At 53.7% G+C, this 16,757-nt stretch carries 19 protein-coding genes; 10 read left to right on the forward strand and 9 right to left on the reverse strand.

Annotated features, from left to right (window positions below; all coding sequences use genetic code 11):
- Nucleotides 1–9: 9 nt before the first annotated feature.
- Complete coding sequence (locus ABWP27_RS00790) at nt 10–1,260, reverse strand: MFS transporter (protein WP_353152416.1); 1,251 nt, start codon at nt 1,258–1,260, stop codon at nt 10–12.
- 418 nt (nt 1,261–1,678) lie between these two features.
- Between ABWP27_RS00790 and ABWP27_RS00795 the strand changes: the two genes are divergently transcribed.
- A complete protein-coding gene (locus tag ABWP27_RS00795) occupies nt 1,679–2,473 on the forward strand; it encodes a sulfite exporter TauE/SafE family protein (protein ID WP_353152418.1) in 795 nt (264 codons plus the stop codon).
- A 49-nt stretch (nt 2,474–2,522) separates the two neighbouring features.
- Here the strand turns inward: ABWP27_RS00795 and ABWP27_RS00800 are convergent, their stop codons facing one another.
- Nucleotides 2,523–2,960, reverse strand: a complete 438-nt coding sequence (locus tag ABWP27_RS00800; RefSeq protein WP_353152420.1) for a ProQ/FINO family protein — start codon at nt 2,958–2,960, stop codon at nt 2,523–2,525.
- Nucleotides 2,961–3,118: 158 nt separating this feature from the next.
- Between ABWP27_RS00800 and ABWP27_RS00805 the strand changes: the two genes are divergently transcribed.
- Entirely contained in the window at nt 3,119–3,526 is a 408-nt protein-coding gene (locus ABWP27_RS00805) for a hypothetical protein (protein WP_353152422.1), read from the forward strand.
- A gap of 127 nt (nt 3,527–3,653) precedes the next feature.
- Here the strand turns inward: ABWP27_RS00805 and ABWP27_RS00810 are convergent, their stop codons facing one another.
- The 3 genes from ABWP27_RS00810 to ABWP27_RS00820 all read right to left on the reverse strand — a co-directional run bounded on the left by ABWP27_RS00810 (nt 3,654) and on the right by ABWP27_RS00820 (nt 6,551).
- The gene (locus tag ABWP27_RS00810) at nt 3,654–4,367 is read right to left on the reverse strand and encodes a TerC family protein (RefSeq protein ID WP_353152424.1); all 714 of its coding nucleotides are present in this window, start codon (nt 4,365–4,367) and stop codon (nt 3,654–3,656) included.
- A 263-nt stretch (nt 4,368–4,630) separates the two neighbouring features.
- The gene (locus tag ABWP27_RS00815; RefSeq protein WP_353152426.1) at nt 4,631–5,875 is read right to left on the reverse strand and encodes a sensor histidine kinase; all 1,245 of its coding nucleotides are present in this window, start codon (nt 5,873–5,875) and stop codon (nt 4,631–4,633) included.
- Nucleotides 5,862–6,551, reverse strand: a complete 690-nt coding sequence (locus ABWP27_RS00820) for a response regulator transcription factor (RefSeq protein WP_353152470.1) — start codon at nt 6,549–6,551, stop codon at nt 5,862–5,864. The genes ABWP27_RS00815 and ABWP27_RS00820 overlap by 14 nt, the downstream gene beginning before the upstream one ends.
- A gap of 272 nt (nt 6,552–6,823) precedes the next feature.
- On the opposite strand from ABWP27_RS00820, the gene ABWP27_RS00825 reads away from it, so the two are divergent.
- Nucleotides 6,824–7,402 (forward strand): DNA-3-methyladenine glycosylase, encoded by a 579-nt coding sequence (locus tag ABWP27_RS00825; RefSeq protein ID WP_353152428.1) that lies wholly within the window; start codon nt 6,824–6,826, stop codon nt 7,400–7,402.
- Between the two features lie 63 nt (nt 7,403–7,465).
- Here ABWP27_RS00825 and ABWP27_RS00830 read toward each other — a convergent pair whose 3' ends face one another.
- A complete protein-coding gene (locus ABWP27_RS00830) occupies nt 7,466–8,050 on the reverse strand; it encodes a glutathione peroxidase (protein WP_353152472.1) in 585 nt (194 codons plus the stop codon).
- A gap of 323 nt (nt 8,051–8,373) precedes the next feature.
- Here ABWP27_RS00830 and ABWP27_RS00835 point away from each other — a divergent pair, with 323 nt between their 5' ends.
- Both ABWP27_RS00835 and ABWP27_RS00840 read left to right on the forward strand, forming a co-directional pair.
- Nucleotides 8,374–9,228, forward strand: a complete 855-nt coding sequence (locus ABWP27_RS00835; protein WP_353152430.1) for a ferritin family protein — start codon at nt 8,374–8,376, stop codon at nt 9,226–9,228.
- A gap of 113 nt (nt 9,229–9,341) precedes the next feature.
- Complete coding sequence (locus tag ABWP27_RS00840; RefSeq protein WP_353152432.1) at nt 9,342–9,800, forward strand: DUF411 domain-containing protein; 459 nt, start codon at nt 9,342–9,344, stop codon at nt 9,798–9,800.
- A 55-nt stretch (nt 9,801–9,855) separates the two neighbouring features.
- On the opposite strand, the gene ABWP27_RS00845 is transcribed toward ABWP27_RS00840, so the two are convergent.
- The 3 genes from ABWP27_RS00845 to ABWP27_RS00855 form a co-directional block, all read right to left on the reverse strand.
- A complete protein-coding gene (locus ABWP27_RS00845) occupies nt 9,856–10,350 on the reverse strand; it encodes a copper chaperone PCu(A)C (protein ID WP_353152434.1) in 495 nt (164 codons plus the stop codon).
- A 97-nt stretch (nt 10,351–10,447) separates the two neighbouring features.
- Nucleotides 10,448–10,930 (reverse strand): tRNA (uridine(34)/cytosine(34)/5-carboxymethylaminomethyluridine(34)-2'-O)-methyltransferase TrmL, encoded by a 483-nt coding sequence (trmL, locus tag ABWP27_RS00850; RefSeq protein WP_353152436.1) that lies wholly within the window; start codon nt 10,928–10,930, stop codon nt 10,448–10,450.
- Nucleotides 10,931–11,023: 93 nt separating this feature from the next.
- Nucleotides 11,024–11,767, reverse strand: a complete 744-nt coding sequence (locus ABWP27_RS00855; RefSeq protein WP_353152438.1) for a phosphoribosyltransferase family protein — start codon at nt 11,765–11,767, stop codon at nt 11,024–11,026.
- 40 nt (nt 11,768–11,807) lie between these two features.
- Here ABWP27_RS00855 and ABWP27_RS00860 point away from each other — a divergent pair, with 40 nt between their 5' ends.
- The 5 genes from ABWP27_RS00860 (at nt 11,808) to ABWP27_RS00880 (ending at nt 16,712) form a co-directional block, all read left to right on the forward strand.
- Nucleotides 11,808–12,767, forward strand: a complete 960-nt coding sequence (locus tag ABWP27_RS00860) for a methyltransferase domain-containing protein (RefSeq protein WP_353152440.1) — start codon at nt 11,808–11,810, stop codon at nt 12,765–12,767.
- A gap of 438 nt (nt 12,768–13,205) precedes the next feature.
- Nucleotides 13,206–14,366, forward strand: coding sequence for a cytochrome c oxidase subunit II (coxB, locus tag ABWP27_RS00865; RefSeq protein WP_353152442.1), 1,161 nt, complete (start codon nt 13,206–13,208; stop codon nt 14,364–14,366).
- Between the two features lie 18 nt (nt 14,367–14,384).
- Nucleotides 14,385–15,992, forward strand: coding sequence for a cytochrome c oxidase subunit I (gene ctaD / locus ABWP27_RS00870; protein WP_353152444.1), 1,608 nt, complete (start codon nt 14,385–14,387; stop codon nt 15,990–15,992).
- Nucleotides 15,993–16,022: 30 nt separating this feature from the next.
- On the forward strand, nt 16,023–16,127 hold the full coding sequence (locus ABWP27_RS00875) for a cytochrome oxidase small assembly protein (RefSeq protein WP_353152446.1): 105 nt from the start codon (nt 16,023–16,025) through the stop codon (nt 16,125–16,127).
- A gap of 6 nt (nt 16,128–16,133) precedes the next feature.
- The gene (locus tag ABWP27_RS00880) at nt 16,134–16,712 is read left to right on the forward strand and encodes a cytochrome c oxidase assembly protein (RefSeq protein ID WP_353152448.1); all 579 of its coding nucleotides are present in this window, start codon (nt 16,134–16,136) and stop codon (nt 16,710–16,712) included.
- Nucleotides 16,713–16,757: the final 45 nt, after the last annotated feature.

A 16,757-nucleotide genomic window follows, 5' to 3' on the forward strand; every position in this document is an offset into this window, starting at 1 on the left:
GACGTGCAATCAGGTGAGCGGTTTGCCGGTCGTCGTAGTTGTTGCGGCTACGCGCAAATGGCGGGCAATCCAGATGGTGGCGATGCCGCAGGCAACGGCGATATAGCCGACCATGTCGTAATGCACGATTTGCCCGTCCGGCGCACGCGTCATGATCATGCCGGCCGCCAGCGTTGCCAGTCCCGAGGACAGCATCTGCACCGAAGAAACCAAACTCATGAAGGTGCCGCGCACATGCGGTGCCGGTACCGCGCTCACCATCGCCATGCCCGGCACCATGCGGCCTGGCACGAGAATGAAGAATAGTGTGGAATTGATCAATACCAGCCACCATGCAATCGGCACCAGATGCGTGGTGACCAGCAAGGGGATAAAGGATGCCAGCGCCACGCGCTGAAAAACTTTTAGTTTGCCGTGCCGGTCAGACATCCTGCCGATCAATTGCGAAGTGAAAAATGCTGCTGCGCCGCCGCACAGATAGATCACGGTGATGAATGATTCCGGCAAGCCGACGTTGGTTGTCAGGTACAAGGCGATATACGGAATTACTGTAAAACCCGCCATCATCAGCAACGCAATAAACGCAAATGCGACAAGATGGCTGGGTTCTTTCGCTACCGCGAAAAGCTGCTGGAAAACATTGCCCACCCGTTTGCTGTGCAGATGCGCGGTCAGATTGGGTAGCAATTTGTATCCGATGAGCCAGAATCCGGTCGCCAGCAAGACAATGAAGAAGAACGGCGCACGCCAGCCGATAGTAGAAAAATACGAAGCCAGAAAAAGACCCAGTGGCACGCCTGCCACGGTCGAGATGGAAAACGCCGTCATCACCGTCCCCATCGCCTTGCCGCGTCGCTCGAATGGAATCACGTCTGCGACCATGGTTTGCACCAGCGCGCCCAGAATGCCGCCGAATGCGCCGGCCAGTGCGCGCGCAATCAACAGCGTGCTGTAATCGGGCGCCAAGCCGCAACACAGCGTTGCAATGATGAACAGCGCGTATAGCGTGAGCATCAGTTTGCGTCTGTCAAAGCGATCGATATAGGTAGCGGCGAGCAAGCCGGATGCGGCAGCGGTCAGCGTGTAGGACGACAGCAGTACGCCGAACTGATGCGTATCGATATGCAAGACCCGAATCAGTTGCGGGCCGAGCGGCATCATGATCATGAAATCGAGAATATGCGTGAACTGTATGCCGGCAATGGTCAGCAAAAACAGGCGTTCGTTCTTGACGACGGGAGAGGGTGATGCGGAATGCAAAGATGGTCTGCCGGTTAAGATATTGATGGGTAAATGGATGCTGCTGTTTGATGCGAAAAATCCAGTCGGAATTTTTATGCAATTCGACAAAGCCGGATTGATGCAGCCGTCAGTCTAGCGGGTTTTGGCGACTGGCGTGGGCGGCGGCAATAATGATGGCGCAATGCAAATCTGACATCCCCTATTTCAAGCAAGATTTCCTTATCCAGAGCGAAATGGCAACACTGCCAGCGGGATATTTTCTTTTCGGAAAACTTTGGCGGCGAGTATCGGTATAGTAGAGACCGTGCCTTGATATTTTTTATGCGATCAGGGCACAATTTATTTCCCTGATAACAAACAAGGCGTATCTCATGCAATCGATGGTGACGAAGTTGCTTGGTGCAAGCGTGGCAGACGCAATCATTGAGGTGCATGCATGATGTGGTTTCTTGCTTATGTGATGGCCGGTGCGTTTGTCGGCGTATTGGCCGGCTTGCTCGGCATAGGCGGCGGCATGACGCTGGTGCCGATTATTGCAGCCTTGTTCGCTGCCCAGCATTTTGCACCGGATCACGTGGTGCACATGGCACTGGCGACATGCATGGCATCCATCGCCTTTACTTCCGGTTCCAGTGTGCGTGAACACCTCAAATTTGATGGGGTCGATTTCGATATCGTCAAACGCATGACGCCGGGCCTGGTGATTGGCAGTCTGCTGGCCACTTCGGTTTCGGCCTGGATACCGCAACGCCATCTGGCCTTGAGTTTTGCCGTCATAGTGTTCTTTGGCGCCACGCAAATCATGCTGAATAAAAAGCCGAAGGCGGCGCGTCCTTTGCCGGCGGCCGGACCGCTGTTCTGTGTCGGCATGGTGATTGGAATTATTGCCGGACTCGTGTCTGCCGGTGGCGCGTTCCTGACGATTCCCTTCATGCTGTGGTGCGGTGTGCCGATGAAGAAAACCATAGGTACCGGCGCCTTGATGGGAATTCCGCTGGCGGTGGTCGGGACGATCGGTTACATCATTTCCGGCTGGAACGTGGCGGATTTGCCATCTGACGCAATAGGATTTATTTCCATCACGGCACTGATCGGGATTGTGTGCGGCAGTGTGGTCACTGCACCGTTTGGCGCACGGCTGGCACATCGATTGCCAGTGCCGATATTGAAGCGCATTTTCGCCTGCCTGCTGTATGTGCTGGCCGCCAAGATGTTATGGACTTACTGGTAGTGATGCTGATGCACTGACACGATCATTGACCGAGTCAGTGCGAGTGTGGTCAGCTCTTGCGTGAAAATTTCTCTGCCAGCTGATTCAGCTTTTCGGCGCGCAGGCGCTCTGCTTCCTCCAGCTTGCGCTGGCTTTCTTCCGCCTGGCGTTGCGCCTTGCGCTGTTCGGCATTCTTTTTAAAGCGTTCTTTCAAGGTCGTGGTCGCGTGTGTGCGATGCACATCCGTGACTTCATCGGCGTGCGAACCATCCAGATTGAAGCGTACGGTGGCTTTTTCCATTCCCTTCAGATAACGCAGGGAATTGGTGTGTATGCCGAGTGCAGTGCGCAAGGCTTTGCGGCTGACTTCTGGGTTTTGTGCAATCAGTTGCTTGTCGATGCCGATCGCCAGCGGCTGGAAATCGCCAAACACGGGAAATTTTTCTTGAAGTTCCTTGAGCAGGATGCGCGCGGATTGAAACGGATTAGGGCTTGATTCGGTCGTCATGAACAGCAGTCGAGCAATGTGTGAGCTAGGGCCCGCAGGATAGCACGAAGGCGCGGAATTGCCGGCTTTGTACGTTTTTTATCTGTCGGCTAGCCGAAGAATGTTATTGCAGCGTGTACAGTGTGAGCACGAATTACTTATTTTCCGATGAAATGTAAATGATGGTCGACGAAGGCGAGAAAAATCAGGACGAGCAGCTTGAACGGCCCTGGATAGTTTTGAAAACCACCTACGATGTGGAAACATGGATCGATCATCAAAATCGCTCTATCCAGCAATTGGGCAAAAACAGCAAGGCCAGCGGCTGGGGAATTTGCTTCGGTTTGGGCGAAGGTGGCGAGATTTTCATGCATACGACAGCGGAAGGCGATGTGCTGCTGGATGTGACACCGGAAGCAGCGTGGGTTGCACCATTGATTACAGCGGCGACACAGATCGAGGCACCGAACACGCAAATATGGGCCTTGCCGGGTGACAGGCTGACGCAACTGGTATTCGGATTAAGCAGTCTGATTGCAACCACCAGGCTGGTGGTCGAACATAATTTCAATGTGCGAAAATATTAGGATGACGGAGCCTGGTGCCTGAGCGATTTTCAGTGCGGGCAGTCAGGAAAAGAAAAGGGCGAACCGGTTGTCCGGTTCGCCCTTTTTGCTACGCAGACAAACGCCAGATGGCGCTCGCCTGCCGGGATTACGCCGCTGCAGCTTTATGGTGACGCTTACCCAGATAGGTGCCGACGATGACAACGCCGAGTGCGAGTACCAGACCTGGAATGCTCAGATGGGTATTGCCGAACAGGTTGAGCTCGTGATGCGGTACGTTGGCTTCGATCCAGGGTACGACCGCGGTATCGGAGAACAGCATTTCGCCAGCCAGATAGCCGAGCAATGCCGCACCCAGAGTGATGATGATAGGAAATTTCTCCATCAACTTCAAAACCAGCGTGCTGCCGAACACGATCAATGGAACGCTGATGGCCAAGCCGATAATCAGCAAGCCAACGTGGCCATCGGCTGCGGCTGCGACGCCGAGTACGTTGTCCAGGCTCATCACCAGATCGGCGATCAGAATGGTTTTGATCGCACCCCACAGATTCGACGAGCCTTCGATGTTTTCTTCGCCGCCGTCTTCCGCCAGCAATTGCACGCCGATGTAAAACAGCAGAACGCCACCGATGAGCTTCAGGTATGGCAGGGTCAGCAATTGCAATGCAAAGATGGTCAAAACAATACGCAGGATAATCGCCGCGGCACTACCCCAGATCACAGCCAGTTTCTTTTGTTTGGGTGGCAGGGATTTGGCGGCCAGCGCGATGACGACTGCGTTGTCGCCGGAAAGTACGATGTTGATCAGGATGATGTTGCCAAGTGCAGCCCAGAATGCTGCGGTGCTTATTACGTCCATGTCTTCCTCAAGGTTTATTAAGATGATGTGGCGGTCAACGTATGACCATGTTGTTGTCGATTATCAGAAAAATCTGAAAAATCTTTTTTGGCCACTACGTATTCATATGCGCGACATTGCGTTAAAAACGAAATGTCTGCGGTTCAAGATAAAACAACTCAAAAACCGCTAGAAGGAGTTGAATTGCCTAGGCAACGCGACTCCACTGCATAGCCGCAGGTTAACGCTGAGGAACTTAATAAGATGTGAGGAATGTGTTACGTTTAAGTTAAACTTGTCTTAAAAACAATTCGGAAATTACTGCCAATTTTTGGATTATTTTCTACGATTAATTTTGCATCGAGGTATTCGCAGATGCGCACGACCAAAGCGAGGCCCAGTCCCGAGCCTGCAGAACCGACCAGGGGTTTGGATGATTGCTTGTTTTGCAGGCGCGCCTGTATCGATTCCGGCAAGCCGGGGCCGGTATCTTCAACGATCACCGTGTGAGCCGCGATTCTGACAGTGACGGAGCCTTGCTCGGTGTATTGGCAGGCGTTGCGAATCAGATTGCCGATCGCCGCCGTGAGCAGTTCCCTGCGAGCGGCCACCACAAAGTCTTCACCTTCTTCAAAATGCAGCGTGACCGGCTTGCCTTCAACAAAGTGCTGGCAGCGCGCGATTTCGGCATGAATGACGTCCGTAACCGATGTTTCCGGTCGATTAATCTGGTCGGGTGCGCGTGCCAGTTGCAGCAGTATTTCAACACACTCGTTTGCTTCCTTGGCTGCACGCAGAATGCGGTCTGCCGGTGCATGCAGTGCCGGTTGCGTGACGGTTTGTTCGAGCAATAGTTCGGCAGCGCCGGTGATGATCGTCAGCGGCGTGCGCAATTCGTGGCTGACATCGCCGGTAAAAAAGCGTTCGCGCGCCAGGAATTGCTGCAGCTCGGCGGTATGGGCGGCGAAAGCGCGTGCCAGTACACCCAGTTCATCGTGGCTGTTCAGTAGTGGTAAATCGGCATGGTTGCCTTTCTCGTCGACCGCTGCTGCCAGTTCAATGATCGGATCGACGAAGCCGCGCGCAATAAAGCTGCCGAGAAACAGCGACAGTGCCACAAAGCCGAGAAAGCCGGCCATGATCATGGCGTAAATCACATGTTCGATATTTTTGTATTCGCTGGCGCGATCGACCACTACATAGATGCCGGCATCGTCTTCCCCAACCAGAAGATGAACATTTTTTCCTTCAAAGTTCTTTTTCGCGACGCCCAGCGGCAAGTCGCGCAAGTCGGATGGAATGGCCGTGCTGTGATAGAAGCTTACATCGTGCGGCATCTCCACCGGCATGCCGTTTGCATGGCGCGGCGAGGCCCAGGCGGCAATGCTGCGTAAATGCTCGTCAACCAGCAAATCTTCCGTACCCTCGATGGCAACGGCGGCAACGATGCCAAAGAAAGTGCAGATTGCCAGTGCAAATAAAAGGTAGGCGACGACGATGCGTCGCCGTAGCGTACTAGAGCGCTTCATCCGAACCGACCAGGCGGTAGCCTATGCCTTGGACCGTGCGCAGCATGGCAAACGGATACGATTTATCCAGTGCCTGCCGCAGCGCATGGATGTGCGTGCGCAAGGCATCGCTGTCAGGCGGATGATCGCCCCAGACTTCCAGTTCCAGCGTTTCCCGCGAAACGACCTTGGGCGCTTCCTTCATCAGGCAGCCCAGGATCTTGAAGCCGGTCTTGGTCAGCGTGATCGGCATGCCATCGCGTTTGACCTGATACGTCGAAGTATCGAATACCAGATCGCCGACGCTGAGGAAATTCGTCCCCTGATTTTTGCCGCGCGCGCGGCGTATCAGGGCTTTCAGGCGGACTTCCACTTCCAGCAGTGAAAATGGTTTGACCAGGTAATCATCCGCGCCGCTGTCAAAACCGGCGACTTTGTCGTCCAGCGTATCGCGTGCAGTCAGCATCAGCACGGGCGTATCGTTTTGCAATTCATCGCGCATCTTGCGACATAGCGTCAGGCCGTCTATGCCTGGCAACTTGATGTCGAGGATGACGGCGTCGTACTCATGTTGTGCTGCCAGTGCAAAGCCTGCATATCCGTTGGCGGCGCAATCGAGCACGTAGCCGCGCGGCTCAAGAAATGCATACAGGTTTGCGACAATATCGGCATTGTCTTCAATAATCAGAATGCGCATGGTCATGGAGGCGATGGCTCGCCTGTTGCCTCTCTAATGTTTGGTTGCTTCTGGAAAATCACAGCGTTATGTCTGGAGGCCGGCCCTGGTTGGGGCTGGCGGATTAAATAAGCACCGTTATTATGCCTGCGCGGCAGCAATGTTGTATTGCCTATCTTGGGCGCGGCGACTTGGTGGGGCCTTGTCCATGCCGGCGCTTGTTGCTCGCGTCAGGGAGAGCGTATGCATGGCTTGCACGGCATAAATTCGGATTTTCCCTGATAATCGAACCCATGAATGCCGTCCTCGCCGCGCTTGATTTTACCTCTCCCTCGTCTGAACTGGCGCGCCGCTTGATCGGTGTAACGGTCTTGATTGATGGCGTGGGCGGACGCATAGTCGAAACGGAGGCTTACGATTTCACCGACCCGGCGTCGCACTGTTTCAACGGACAGACGCTGCGCAATGGCTCCATGTTCGGTCCTCCTGCGCACGTCTATATTTATCGCTCGTATGGCCTGCACTGGGGCATGAATTTCGTTTGCTGCGAGGAAGGCCACGGTGCCGGGGTGCTGATACGTGCGCTGGAACCGACGACGGGTATCGATATCATGCGTCAGCGGCGCGGAATGGATGATGTGCGTTTGCTGTGTTCCGGGCCCGGGCGTTTATGTCAGGCGCTGGGCGTGACGCATCGACTCAATGGGGCATCGCTGGATGCGCCGCCGTTTCAACTGCTGTTGGCGACAGAGCCGGTATCGGTAGTGAGCGGGCCGCGTATCGGAATCTCGAAAGCAGTCGATGTGCCGTGGCGTTTCGGTTTGGCCGGGTCGCGCTTTGTGAGCCGGCCGTTCGGCCGCAAGGGGAAATGAAATTGTTATTTGTGCCGCTGCCGGATACCTGTGAGGGTTGAAATCCGGCGTAGGCAATAGCGGTTATTTATTTTTTGCCAGCGCCTGTTCAAGATCGGCAATCAGCTTTTTATCGCCAGGCGTTATTTTTGACGGATAGCTTGTAATCACTTTTCCATCGCGTCCCAGCAGGATTTTGTGAAAATTCCATTGAGGCGGCAGTGCGCCGGCTTTCATCAGGGATTGATAAACGGGATTGCTGTTCGGGCCGATGACAGAGGATTTGGCAAACATCGGAAATTTCACGCCATAGGTGTTTTTGCAAAACTCGGCGATCTCCTTGTTCGCGCCCGGTTCCTGCTGGCCAAAATCGTTGGATGCAAAACCCAGCACGACCAATCCTTGTGGCTGGTATTTGGCATATAGCTGTTCCAAACCTTCGTATTGAACCGTAAAGCCGCAATAGCTGGCAGTGTTGACCACCAAAACGACTTTGCCCGCATATTGGCAAAGGTTTTGTGGCGCCTCATCCTGCAGGCGCGCGACGACATGATTCAATGTTGCAGGGCAGGCGGCTGGCGCAGCAGTTTGTGCAGATGCGGTATGTGCAGCGCTGAACAAGATTGCCAGCAGCGTGCTGCACATCAGCGTGAAGAAGGATTTTTTCATCTGATGGTTGATGTCGTCATGAATGCCCCCATCTTGCATCAAGAGGGGGTTTTTGTCATGGTGCCTATGCAAAACGGATGGCAATTTTTCGTGCCGGGATGAATTATATGCAAGGTCGGCGTTTTATATTTTCAGTTTGATTCTTCCTTGCCTTTCATGGTTTGCGTCGTGCGGCTGCGGCATGAAGACTGTTTATTGACCAGCAGAAAATAAAACCTGCTGCGTTAAACAGGCGCTGTTACCAGGCATGTCATGGTTTTTGACTGGGTAAATGATGAATTTCTTGGTAGAATCAAGCACTTAACTCAATTTTTAAGGCGCGTATGTTGTACCCAGAATTGTTTAAATCGTTAGAGCAGGTACGCTGGAACATGGAAAAAGATATTCCATGGGATCAGTTTGACGGCTCCAAACTCACTGATGAGCAGGCGCAAACCATACGCATGAATGCGATTACGGAATGGTCGGCCTTGCCTGCAACGGAAATGTTCCTGCGTGACAATCGCGGCGACAGTGATTTCTCTGCATTCATGTCGGTATGGTTTTTTGAAGAACAAAAGCATTCGCTGGTGTTGATGGAATATCTGCGTCGCTTCAAGCCCGAGTTTGTGCCGACCGAAGAAGAGCTGCACAATGTGCGTTTTGAATTTGATCCTGCTCCTGCGCTGGAAACATTGATGATGCACTTCTGCGGTGAAATCCGCCTGAACCACTGGTATCGCTGTGCATCCGAATGGCACACCGAGCCTGTCATCAAACAGATTTACAAAATCATCAGCCAGGATGAAGCGCGCCACGGCGGTGCTTATCTGCGCTACATGAAAAAAGCATTGATTGAAGTCGGCGACAGCGCACGTGCTGCCTTTGCCAAGATCGGTGTCTTGATGGCTTCGGCGCGTCGTACTGAAAAGCCTTTGCATCCAACCAATCTGCATGTGAACCAATCGCTGTTCCCGAACGATACGGTGCAATCGCGTTTGCCCGATCCGGAATGGCTGGAGCGCTGGCTGGACGGTCAGATCAAGTTTGACGGCGAGTGGGAAAAGAAAGTCGTCGATCGCATTCTGCACAATATGTCGCTGCTGTTCGAGCGTACCTTCGGTTCGGTGCAGGAATTGAATCGCTACCGCAAGGAAATCGTCACGCGCCTGGCGGCGGCCCAACCGCAAACGGCTTGAGTTCACGTATTCGTTAAAAAAAGCCGCAAATGCTTGCGGCTTTTTATTTGTCTGCCATCGGATGTTCGATGCAAGATCGCTTCGATATAAGACAGATTGATCAGGAGAAGATGATGCAACGGCGTACTTTATTACGTGCTGCAATTGCGCTCGGCGCAATACCTGCAATCGGTTTTGCCAAAACCAGTCAGCCGGTGATCGAGGTTTACAAAACGCCGACTTGCGGCTGCTGTACGGATTGGCTAGACCATTTGCGGGCCAATGGCTTCAAGGTCAATGCACACAACGTGCAGGATACTGCACCGTACCGTGCAAAATTCGGTGTGCCTGCATCATTCGGCAGCTGTCATACGGGAATGGTAGGTGGTTATGCGCTGGAAGGTCATGTGCCTGCTAGCGATATCAAGCGCTTGCTGGCAGAAAAACCAAAGGCCGCAGGTTTGGCTGTGCCGGGCATGCCCATGGGTTCGCCAGGAATGGAAGTGCCGGGCCAGCCTGCCGATGCCTATGATGTGTTGTTGTTCCAGGCGAATGGAAAATACAAGGTGTATCGGCATTACGCAGCGAAATAAATAAAAAAGGACGTTTTAAACGCCCTTTTTTTCATCCGTTATTGTCATCCGGTTTTTATCGGTGCTGGTGATGTTCGTCGCGCTTTGTTTCGGGCGTGCTGGCTTTGCCTGTCTCCACCGTGACAGTAGTGTTAACTTTTCCTGCCTTCCTGAACGTCAATACCAGCGGCAGCTTGTCGCCGGCTTTGAGCGGCGCTGTCAAGCCGAGCAACATGATGTGATAGCCGTCGCCCGGCAGCATCGTCACTTTTTCTTGCGCTTTCAACTCGATGCTGTCCACTTCGCGCATGCGCATCACGTGATCGGCTGTCATGGACATGGTATGGATTTCTGCTGATTTGGCGGCCGGCGATTGCACGGCAATCAAGGTATCGCTTTGCTTGCCGGTGTTTTCCATTGTGAAATACGCGCTGCCGCTGGTTTGACCGGCAACTGTGGCGCGCGCATACGGATGGTCAATCCGGATATCGCCCGCACGATAATCATGCGCAAGCGCAACGGAACTGAGCAGCAGCGCGAAAGTCGCGAGAAAAAGTGAGCGTAAATTCATGGATTCCTTCGAGTTGCATCTCATCGATGCCGGTGTGAGTGAAAAGAATGCGGCTTGCCGTGGCTCGGCATGACTGTAGCTTAAACCCGGCAAGTAGTTACTGTCCGCCGGCAAAACCGTTTTGCCGCCATGCTTCATAGACCACCACGGCGACGGTATTCGACAGGTTCAGGCTGCGATTGTCGGGCCGCATCGGCAGGCGTATGCGCTGTGCGGACGGAAAAGATTCGCGTAGTGCCGGAGCGAGTCCTTTGGTTTCGGAGCCGAAGACAAATATATCGCCGGGTTGAAACGCCAGGCCGGCAAAGGGCGTGGAGCCATGCGTGGTCAGTGCAAACATGCGGGTTGGGTTCAAGGGCTGATCGGCCGGAAACGAGTCGAGAAATGCCTGCCAGTCGCGGTGTACCTTCATCTGCGCGTAATCGTGATAGTCGAGGCCGGCCCGACGCATCTTGGCATCGTCCAGTGGAAAGCCCAATGGTTCGACCAGATGCAACTGCGCACCTGTATTGGCGCACAGGCGGATGATATTGCCGGTATTCGGCGGGATTTCAGGTTCGACCAGTACAACATGAAACAAGACTATTCTCCTCGGCTGGCGGTGTGCCAGTGCATTGCGATATCGCAGTATTACGAAAGCAGAGCGCGCATTTTAATCCGATTGCAGGCGACTTTACTTCGGCGGTGTGCGCGCGAAGACCAGGTTGGTGACGCGTACTGCACCATGACGTTTCAGCGTGATGGCAATTTCGTTCAGGGTGACGCCGGTAGTCATCACGTCATCCACGACACCTACATGCCGTCCCCGTACCAGTAAGTCGGCATTGGCCGGCAAGACAAATGCATGGCGCATGTTGCGATGACGTTCGGCCGGATGCAGCATCGACTGCATCAGCGTGTCGCGCGTACGTTCCAGCAATTGCGGTGCCAGCGGTATGGCAATCGCCCGTGCCAAAGGTTTGGCAATTTCCAGCGCCTGATTGAAGCCGCGTTCGCTCAGTCTCTTTTCTCCCAGCGGTACGGCGGTCAGCAAGGCGGGCATGGCGAAGGCCGGTTCGCGCAATATCGCATCGCGCAGCATGCGCGCAAACAGCGGCGCCAGTGCCAGCCGGTTGCCGAATTTGAGGGCCAGCACCAGATGATCGACAGGCGCGGCGTAATCGCCGGCCACGATGGTGGCGTCGAAGGCTGGCGGATCGCCAAGACAGGCGCCGCAACGTTGTATTGGCGCACCGGTATGCGGAAGCGGGGATGCGCATTGCAGGCAGCGCAGCGGAGTCTGATTGAAGAAGCGCTGCTCGCAATCGTGGCACAGTGACTGTCTGCTATTGAAGCCGCACAATGCGCATGACGATGGAAGGGCGGTCGGCAGGTGCCGAATGAAATGACGAGACCAATCGAAAAAACGATGCAGCATCGCGCAGCTCCGCTCTCATGCGTGTAAACTTGCCTGCATTATGTCATTGAACCCTTCCGATCCTGTGTCTTCCCTTCCTGATTCCAAGCTGAGTGCGCCCATAGATTTGAACCGTGTACGCAGCCTGTTCGCCAATCCTGCACGCATAAACGAATCGAATTTCCTGCGCCGCGAAGTGGCGACCAGAATGCATGAACGCCTGGCATTGGTCAGGATTGCGCCGCAATACGTGCTGGATGCAGGCTGCGGCGAAGGTGCGGATCTGGCAACCTTGCAAAAGCATTTTCCGCAGGCGACCATGCTGGGCCTCGATGCTGCTCCCGCAATGCTGGCTGCGGCCATGCAAACGCAGATGGCAGCGCTCTCGGCCGTGAATCGCTTGTTGCAGCAATGGCTGCCGGCCACGATGGGGAAGGGCAAAAATCCCAATGCCGGTTTGCTGTGCGGTGACTTTGCGCAATTGCCGCTGGGTGTGAATGCGGTTGATCTGGTGTGGTCGAATCTGGCCTTGCACTGGCATCCGCAACCTGATCGCGTGTTCGCGGAATGGCGTCGCGTATTGCGGCAGGATGGTTTGTTGATGTTTTCCTGTTTCGGCCCCGATACCTTCAAGGAGTTGCGTGCCGCTTTTGCCGTTGTGGATAGCGCACCACATGCATTGCCCTTTGTTGATATGCATGATTTCGGCGATATGCTGGTCAACGCAGGTTTTTCAACGCCGGTAATGGATATGGAAACGCTGACGGTCACCTATGGTTCAGTTGAAAAATTGATGGATGATGTGCGGGCCTGGGGCGGCAATCCGCTGGACACTCGACGCCGGGGTTTGCTGGGCCGGGACGCCTGGCAACGCGTGGTGCAGGTGCTGGAGCAAAGCCGCCAGGCGGATGGAAAAATTCCGCTGACGTTTGAGATTATCTATGGTCATGCCTTCCGCCCGGCACCGAAGACGAGAGCGAACGGTGAATCGATAGTGCGTTTCGATTTACCCAGAAAATAAAGATGCTTGCTGAAATGATATCGATTTTTGTGTCGTCTAAGTCACAGATATTTTGTATGACAGACCGCAAAAAGCCGCGCACTTGCTGCAATTGATCTGAAGAAGACGGCTGAAAGCCTTGCAGGGCGGGGGTGTTGTCATTTGTTTTTATACTTGATAACACCGCCCTTTCCGACTTATACTTCGACGGTTTTGCGCGAGCGCGATTTGCGTCAGCGTGCTCGGCCGATGAAGTATCGGCCTTGGCCTTGGATTGATCCGGTTGGTACGGTGCAATCGCTGGGTGGTCATGGAATTGTCAGCTGCACGATATGAAGTGGGGTGTCCCCTACGGAATACAAGAGGCGCATGTTCATTCAAAGAACTGCGTGAGGAGCTGGGGCAGTCGGTAGGCCCGGCGGTTAAACAGAATTCTTAATTTGGGCTTTTGAGGAAATCATGAAACATGCGAAGCGCCTTCAATCTTTGATGCTCGGTGCGTCGCTCCTGACGGCAGGTTTGCCGTCTTGGGCGGTGACTGATAGTCCGGGCGGCCCGGCAGTACGCCAGTTGAACTTTCATCAACCTGTGACACAGATCGCTGAACAGATCTATTCGTTGCATACCCTGATGTTGATCATCTGCCTGGTGATTTTCCTCGCCGTGTTCGGCGTGATGTTCTACTCGATCGTCAAGCACCGCAAATCGCTCGGACATAAGTCGGCTACTTTTCACGAAAGTACCGCAGTTGAAATCGCATGGACTGTGATCCCGTTTTTGATCGTTATCGGCATGGCGCTACCGGCGACCAAAACCGTGGTAGCGATGAAGGATACGTCGAATGCCGACATCACCATTAAAGCCACCGGCATGCAATGGAAATGGGGTTACGACTATCTGGCTGGCGAAGGCGAAGGTATCGGCTTCCTTTCCAATCTGTCTACGCCACGCGAACAAATTACTGACCACACTCAGGCCAAAAACGAAAATTATCTGATTGAAGTCGATAATCCGGTTGTGGTTCCAGTCAACAAGAAAATCCGTATCGTCCTGACTGCAAACGATGTTATCCACTCGTGGATGATCCCATCGTTCGGCGTCAAGCAGGATGCAATCCCCGGTTTCGTACGCGATACATGGTTCAAGGCTGAAAAAATCGGCACCTACCGCGGTCAGTGCGCGGAATTGTGCGGCAAGGATCACGCCTTCATGCCTATCGTAGTCAACGTCGTCAGCGATGAAGACTACAAGGCCTGGGTCGATGGCAAGAAAAAGGAAATGGCTGCCAATGCAGACGATCCTAACAAGACATGGACTGTGGATGAGCTGGTTCAACGCGGCGAAAAAGTCTACACATCCAACTGTATCGCCTGCCATCAGGCAAACGGCAAAGGTGTGCCAGGCAGCTTCCCTGCACTGGACGCTTCGCCTATCGTCACCGGACCGAAAGCGGCCAATATCCATATGGTGATGGAAGGCAAGGGCGCGATGCCATCCTGGAAACCTGTATTGTCGGATACCGAAATTGCAGCAGTAATTACCTATACGCGTAATCACTGGTCCAACAAGGCTGCAGAAAACATTGTTCAACCGGCTGAAGTGCTGGCTGCGCGCAAGTAATTGAATCAGGAGATTGAGATGAGCACAACCGCAGTCGATCATTCACACGACGCAGCCCACGATCATTCGCATGACGATCATCACGGCGCACCGCAAGGCTGGCGTCGTTGGGTATATGCGACGAACCACAAGGATATTGGTACGCTTTATCTGTGGTTCTCTTTCACCATGCTGCTGTCCGGTGGTTTCCTGGCGATGTTGATTCGCGCAGAACTGTTCCAGCCTGGTTTGCAATTGATGCAGCCTGAATTCTTCAATCAGCTGACCACGATGCACGGCATCATGATGGTGTTCGGCGCGATCATGCCGGCCTTTGTCGGTTTCGCCAACTGGATGATCCCATTGCAAATCGGCGCGTCGGATATGGCATTTGCGCGGATGAACAACTTCTCGTTCTGGCTGTTGCCGCCTGCTGCTGTGCTGCTGGTTGCATCATTCTTCGTACCTGGCGGCGCAACAGCTGCCGGCTGGACGCTGTATGCGCCGTTGTCGACGCAAATGGGCCCAGGTATGGACATGGCGATTTTTGCCCTGCATATCATGGGTGCATCGTCGATCATGGGCTCGATCAACATTATCGTCACCGTCCTGAACATGCGCGCTCCTGGCATGACTCTGATGAAGATGCCGATGTTCTGCTGGACCTGGCTGATTACCGCTTATCTGCTGATCGCTGTGATGCCTGTTCTGGCCGGCGCAATCACAATGACATTGACCGATCGTCACTTCGGTACCTCGTTCTTTAATGCGGCTGGTGGCGGCGATCCTGTCATGTACCAGCATATCTTCTGGTTCTTCGGACATCCAGAGGTGTACATCATGATTCTGCCTGCGTTCGGTATCGTGTCGCATATCATCCCGACCTTCGCCCGCAAGCAATTGTTCGGCTATGCATCGATGGTGTATGCAACCGCTTCGATCGCGATTCTGTCGTTCATGGTGTGGGCGCATCACATGTTCACCACCGGCATGCCGGTGACTGCCCAGCTGTTCTTCATGTACGCAACGATGCTGATTGCGGTGCCGACCGGCGTGAAGATTTTCAACTGGGTTGCGACGATGTGGAAAGGCTCGATGACATTCGAGACGCCTATGCTGTTCGCAATCGGTTTCATCTTCGTGTTTACCATCGGTGGCTTTACCGGCCTGATTCTGGCGGTAACACCGATCGATATCCAGTTGCAGGATACCTATTACGTGGTTGCCCACTTCCACTATGTGCTGGTGGCCGGTTCGCTGTTCGCCCTGTTCGCCGGTTTCTACTACTGGGGTCCGAAGTGGACTGGTTTCATGTACAACGAAACTCGCGGCAAGATCCATTTCTGGGGTTCGCTGATCCTGTTTAACATCACCTTCTTCCCTATGCACTTCCTGGGATTGGCGGGTATGCCACGCCGTTATGCTGATTATCCGGCGCAGTTCACCGATTTCAACGTGATTGCATCCATCGGTGGTCTTGGTTTCGGTTTGATGCAGGTGTATTTCCTGTTCGCAGTGGTGATTCCATCGATTCGCGGTGGCAAGCCAGCTGCTGACAAGCCTTGGGATGGTGCGGAAGGTCTGGAATGGACTGTGCCTAGTCCAGCGCCGTTCCACACGTTTGAAATACCACCGACTGTTAAATAAATGGAGTGGCGGGCGCAAGCCCGCCTTCATATGACGGATCAAAAAAAGCGTAATCTGCGTACCGGCCTTATTCTGGCTGTCATCGCAGCGGGTTTCATGCTGAGCGTGATCGCGAAGCGCTTGTGGTTTAGTTAGGGCAAGATGGAAAATCAGACAGAATCGACCGGCAAGTTGAATGGCCGTATGCTCGGCAAGCTGGCCGTGATTGCGGTGATGATGTTTGGTTTCGGTTATTTGCTGGTTCCGATCTACAAACAGATTTGCGAGCTGACCGGCGTCAATATCCTGACCTCGCAAGAGATGAAGGTAAAGCCGATCGATAATTCGCAAATCGACAAGAGCCGAACCATTACAGTTGAGTTTGATGCAAACACGACAGGACCATTTCGGTTTCGTCCGACGGTAAACAGCATGAAAGTGCATCCGGGCGAAATGAGTCAGGTGTTGTACGAAGTAGTGAATACGCAGACGCGCAGTGTGGAAGCACAGGCAATTCCAAGTTATGCGCCGCAGCAGGCGGCAGCGCATTTCAAAAAAGTGGAATGTTTTTGTTTTCAGCAACAAACACTGGAGCCTAGTCAGGCCAAGCAGATGCCGGTAGTGTTTTATCTGGACCCGGCCTTACCCAAGGATGTAAAGACGATAACCTTGTCCTATACTTTCTTTGAAATTGCCAAGCCTGAAAAACAGGCGGCGGTGAAGCCGGCAACAGCAGGATGATGGGGCATCGGCATAGGGAATAAGCCGAAGTCGAAATGGGTTTTT

The sequence above is a fragment of the Herminiimonas fonticola genome, from assembly GCF_040395855.1.
GTDB classification, from domain to species: domain Bacteria; phylum Pseudomonadota; class Gammaproteobacteria; order Burkholderiales; family Burkholderiaceae_D; genus Oxalicibacterium; species Oxalicibacterium fonticola_A.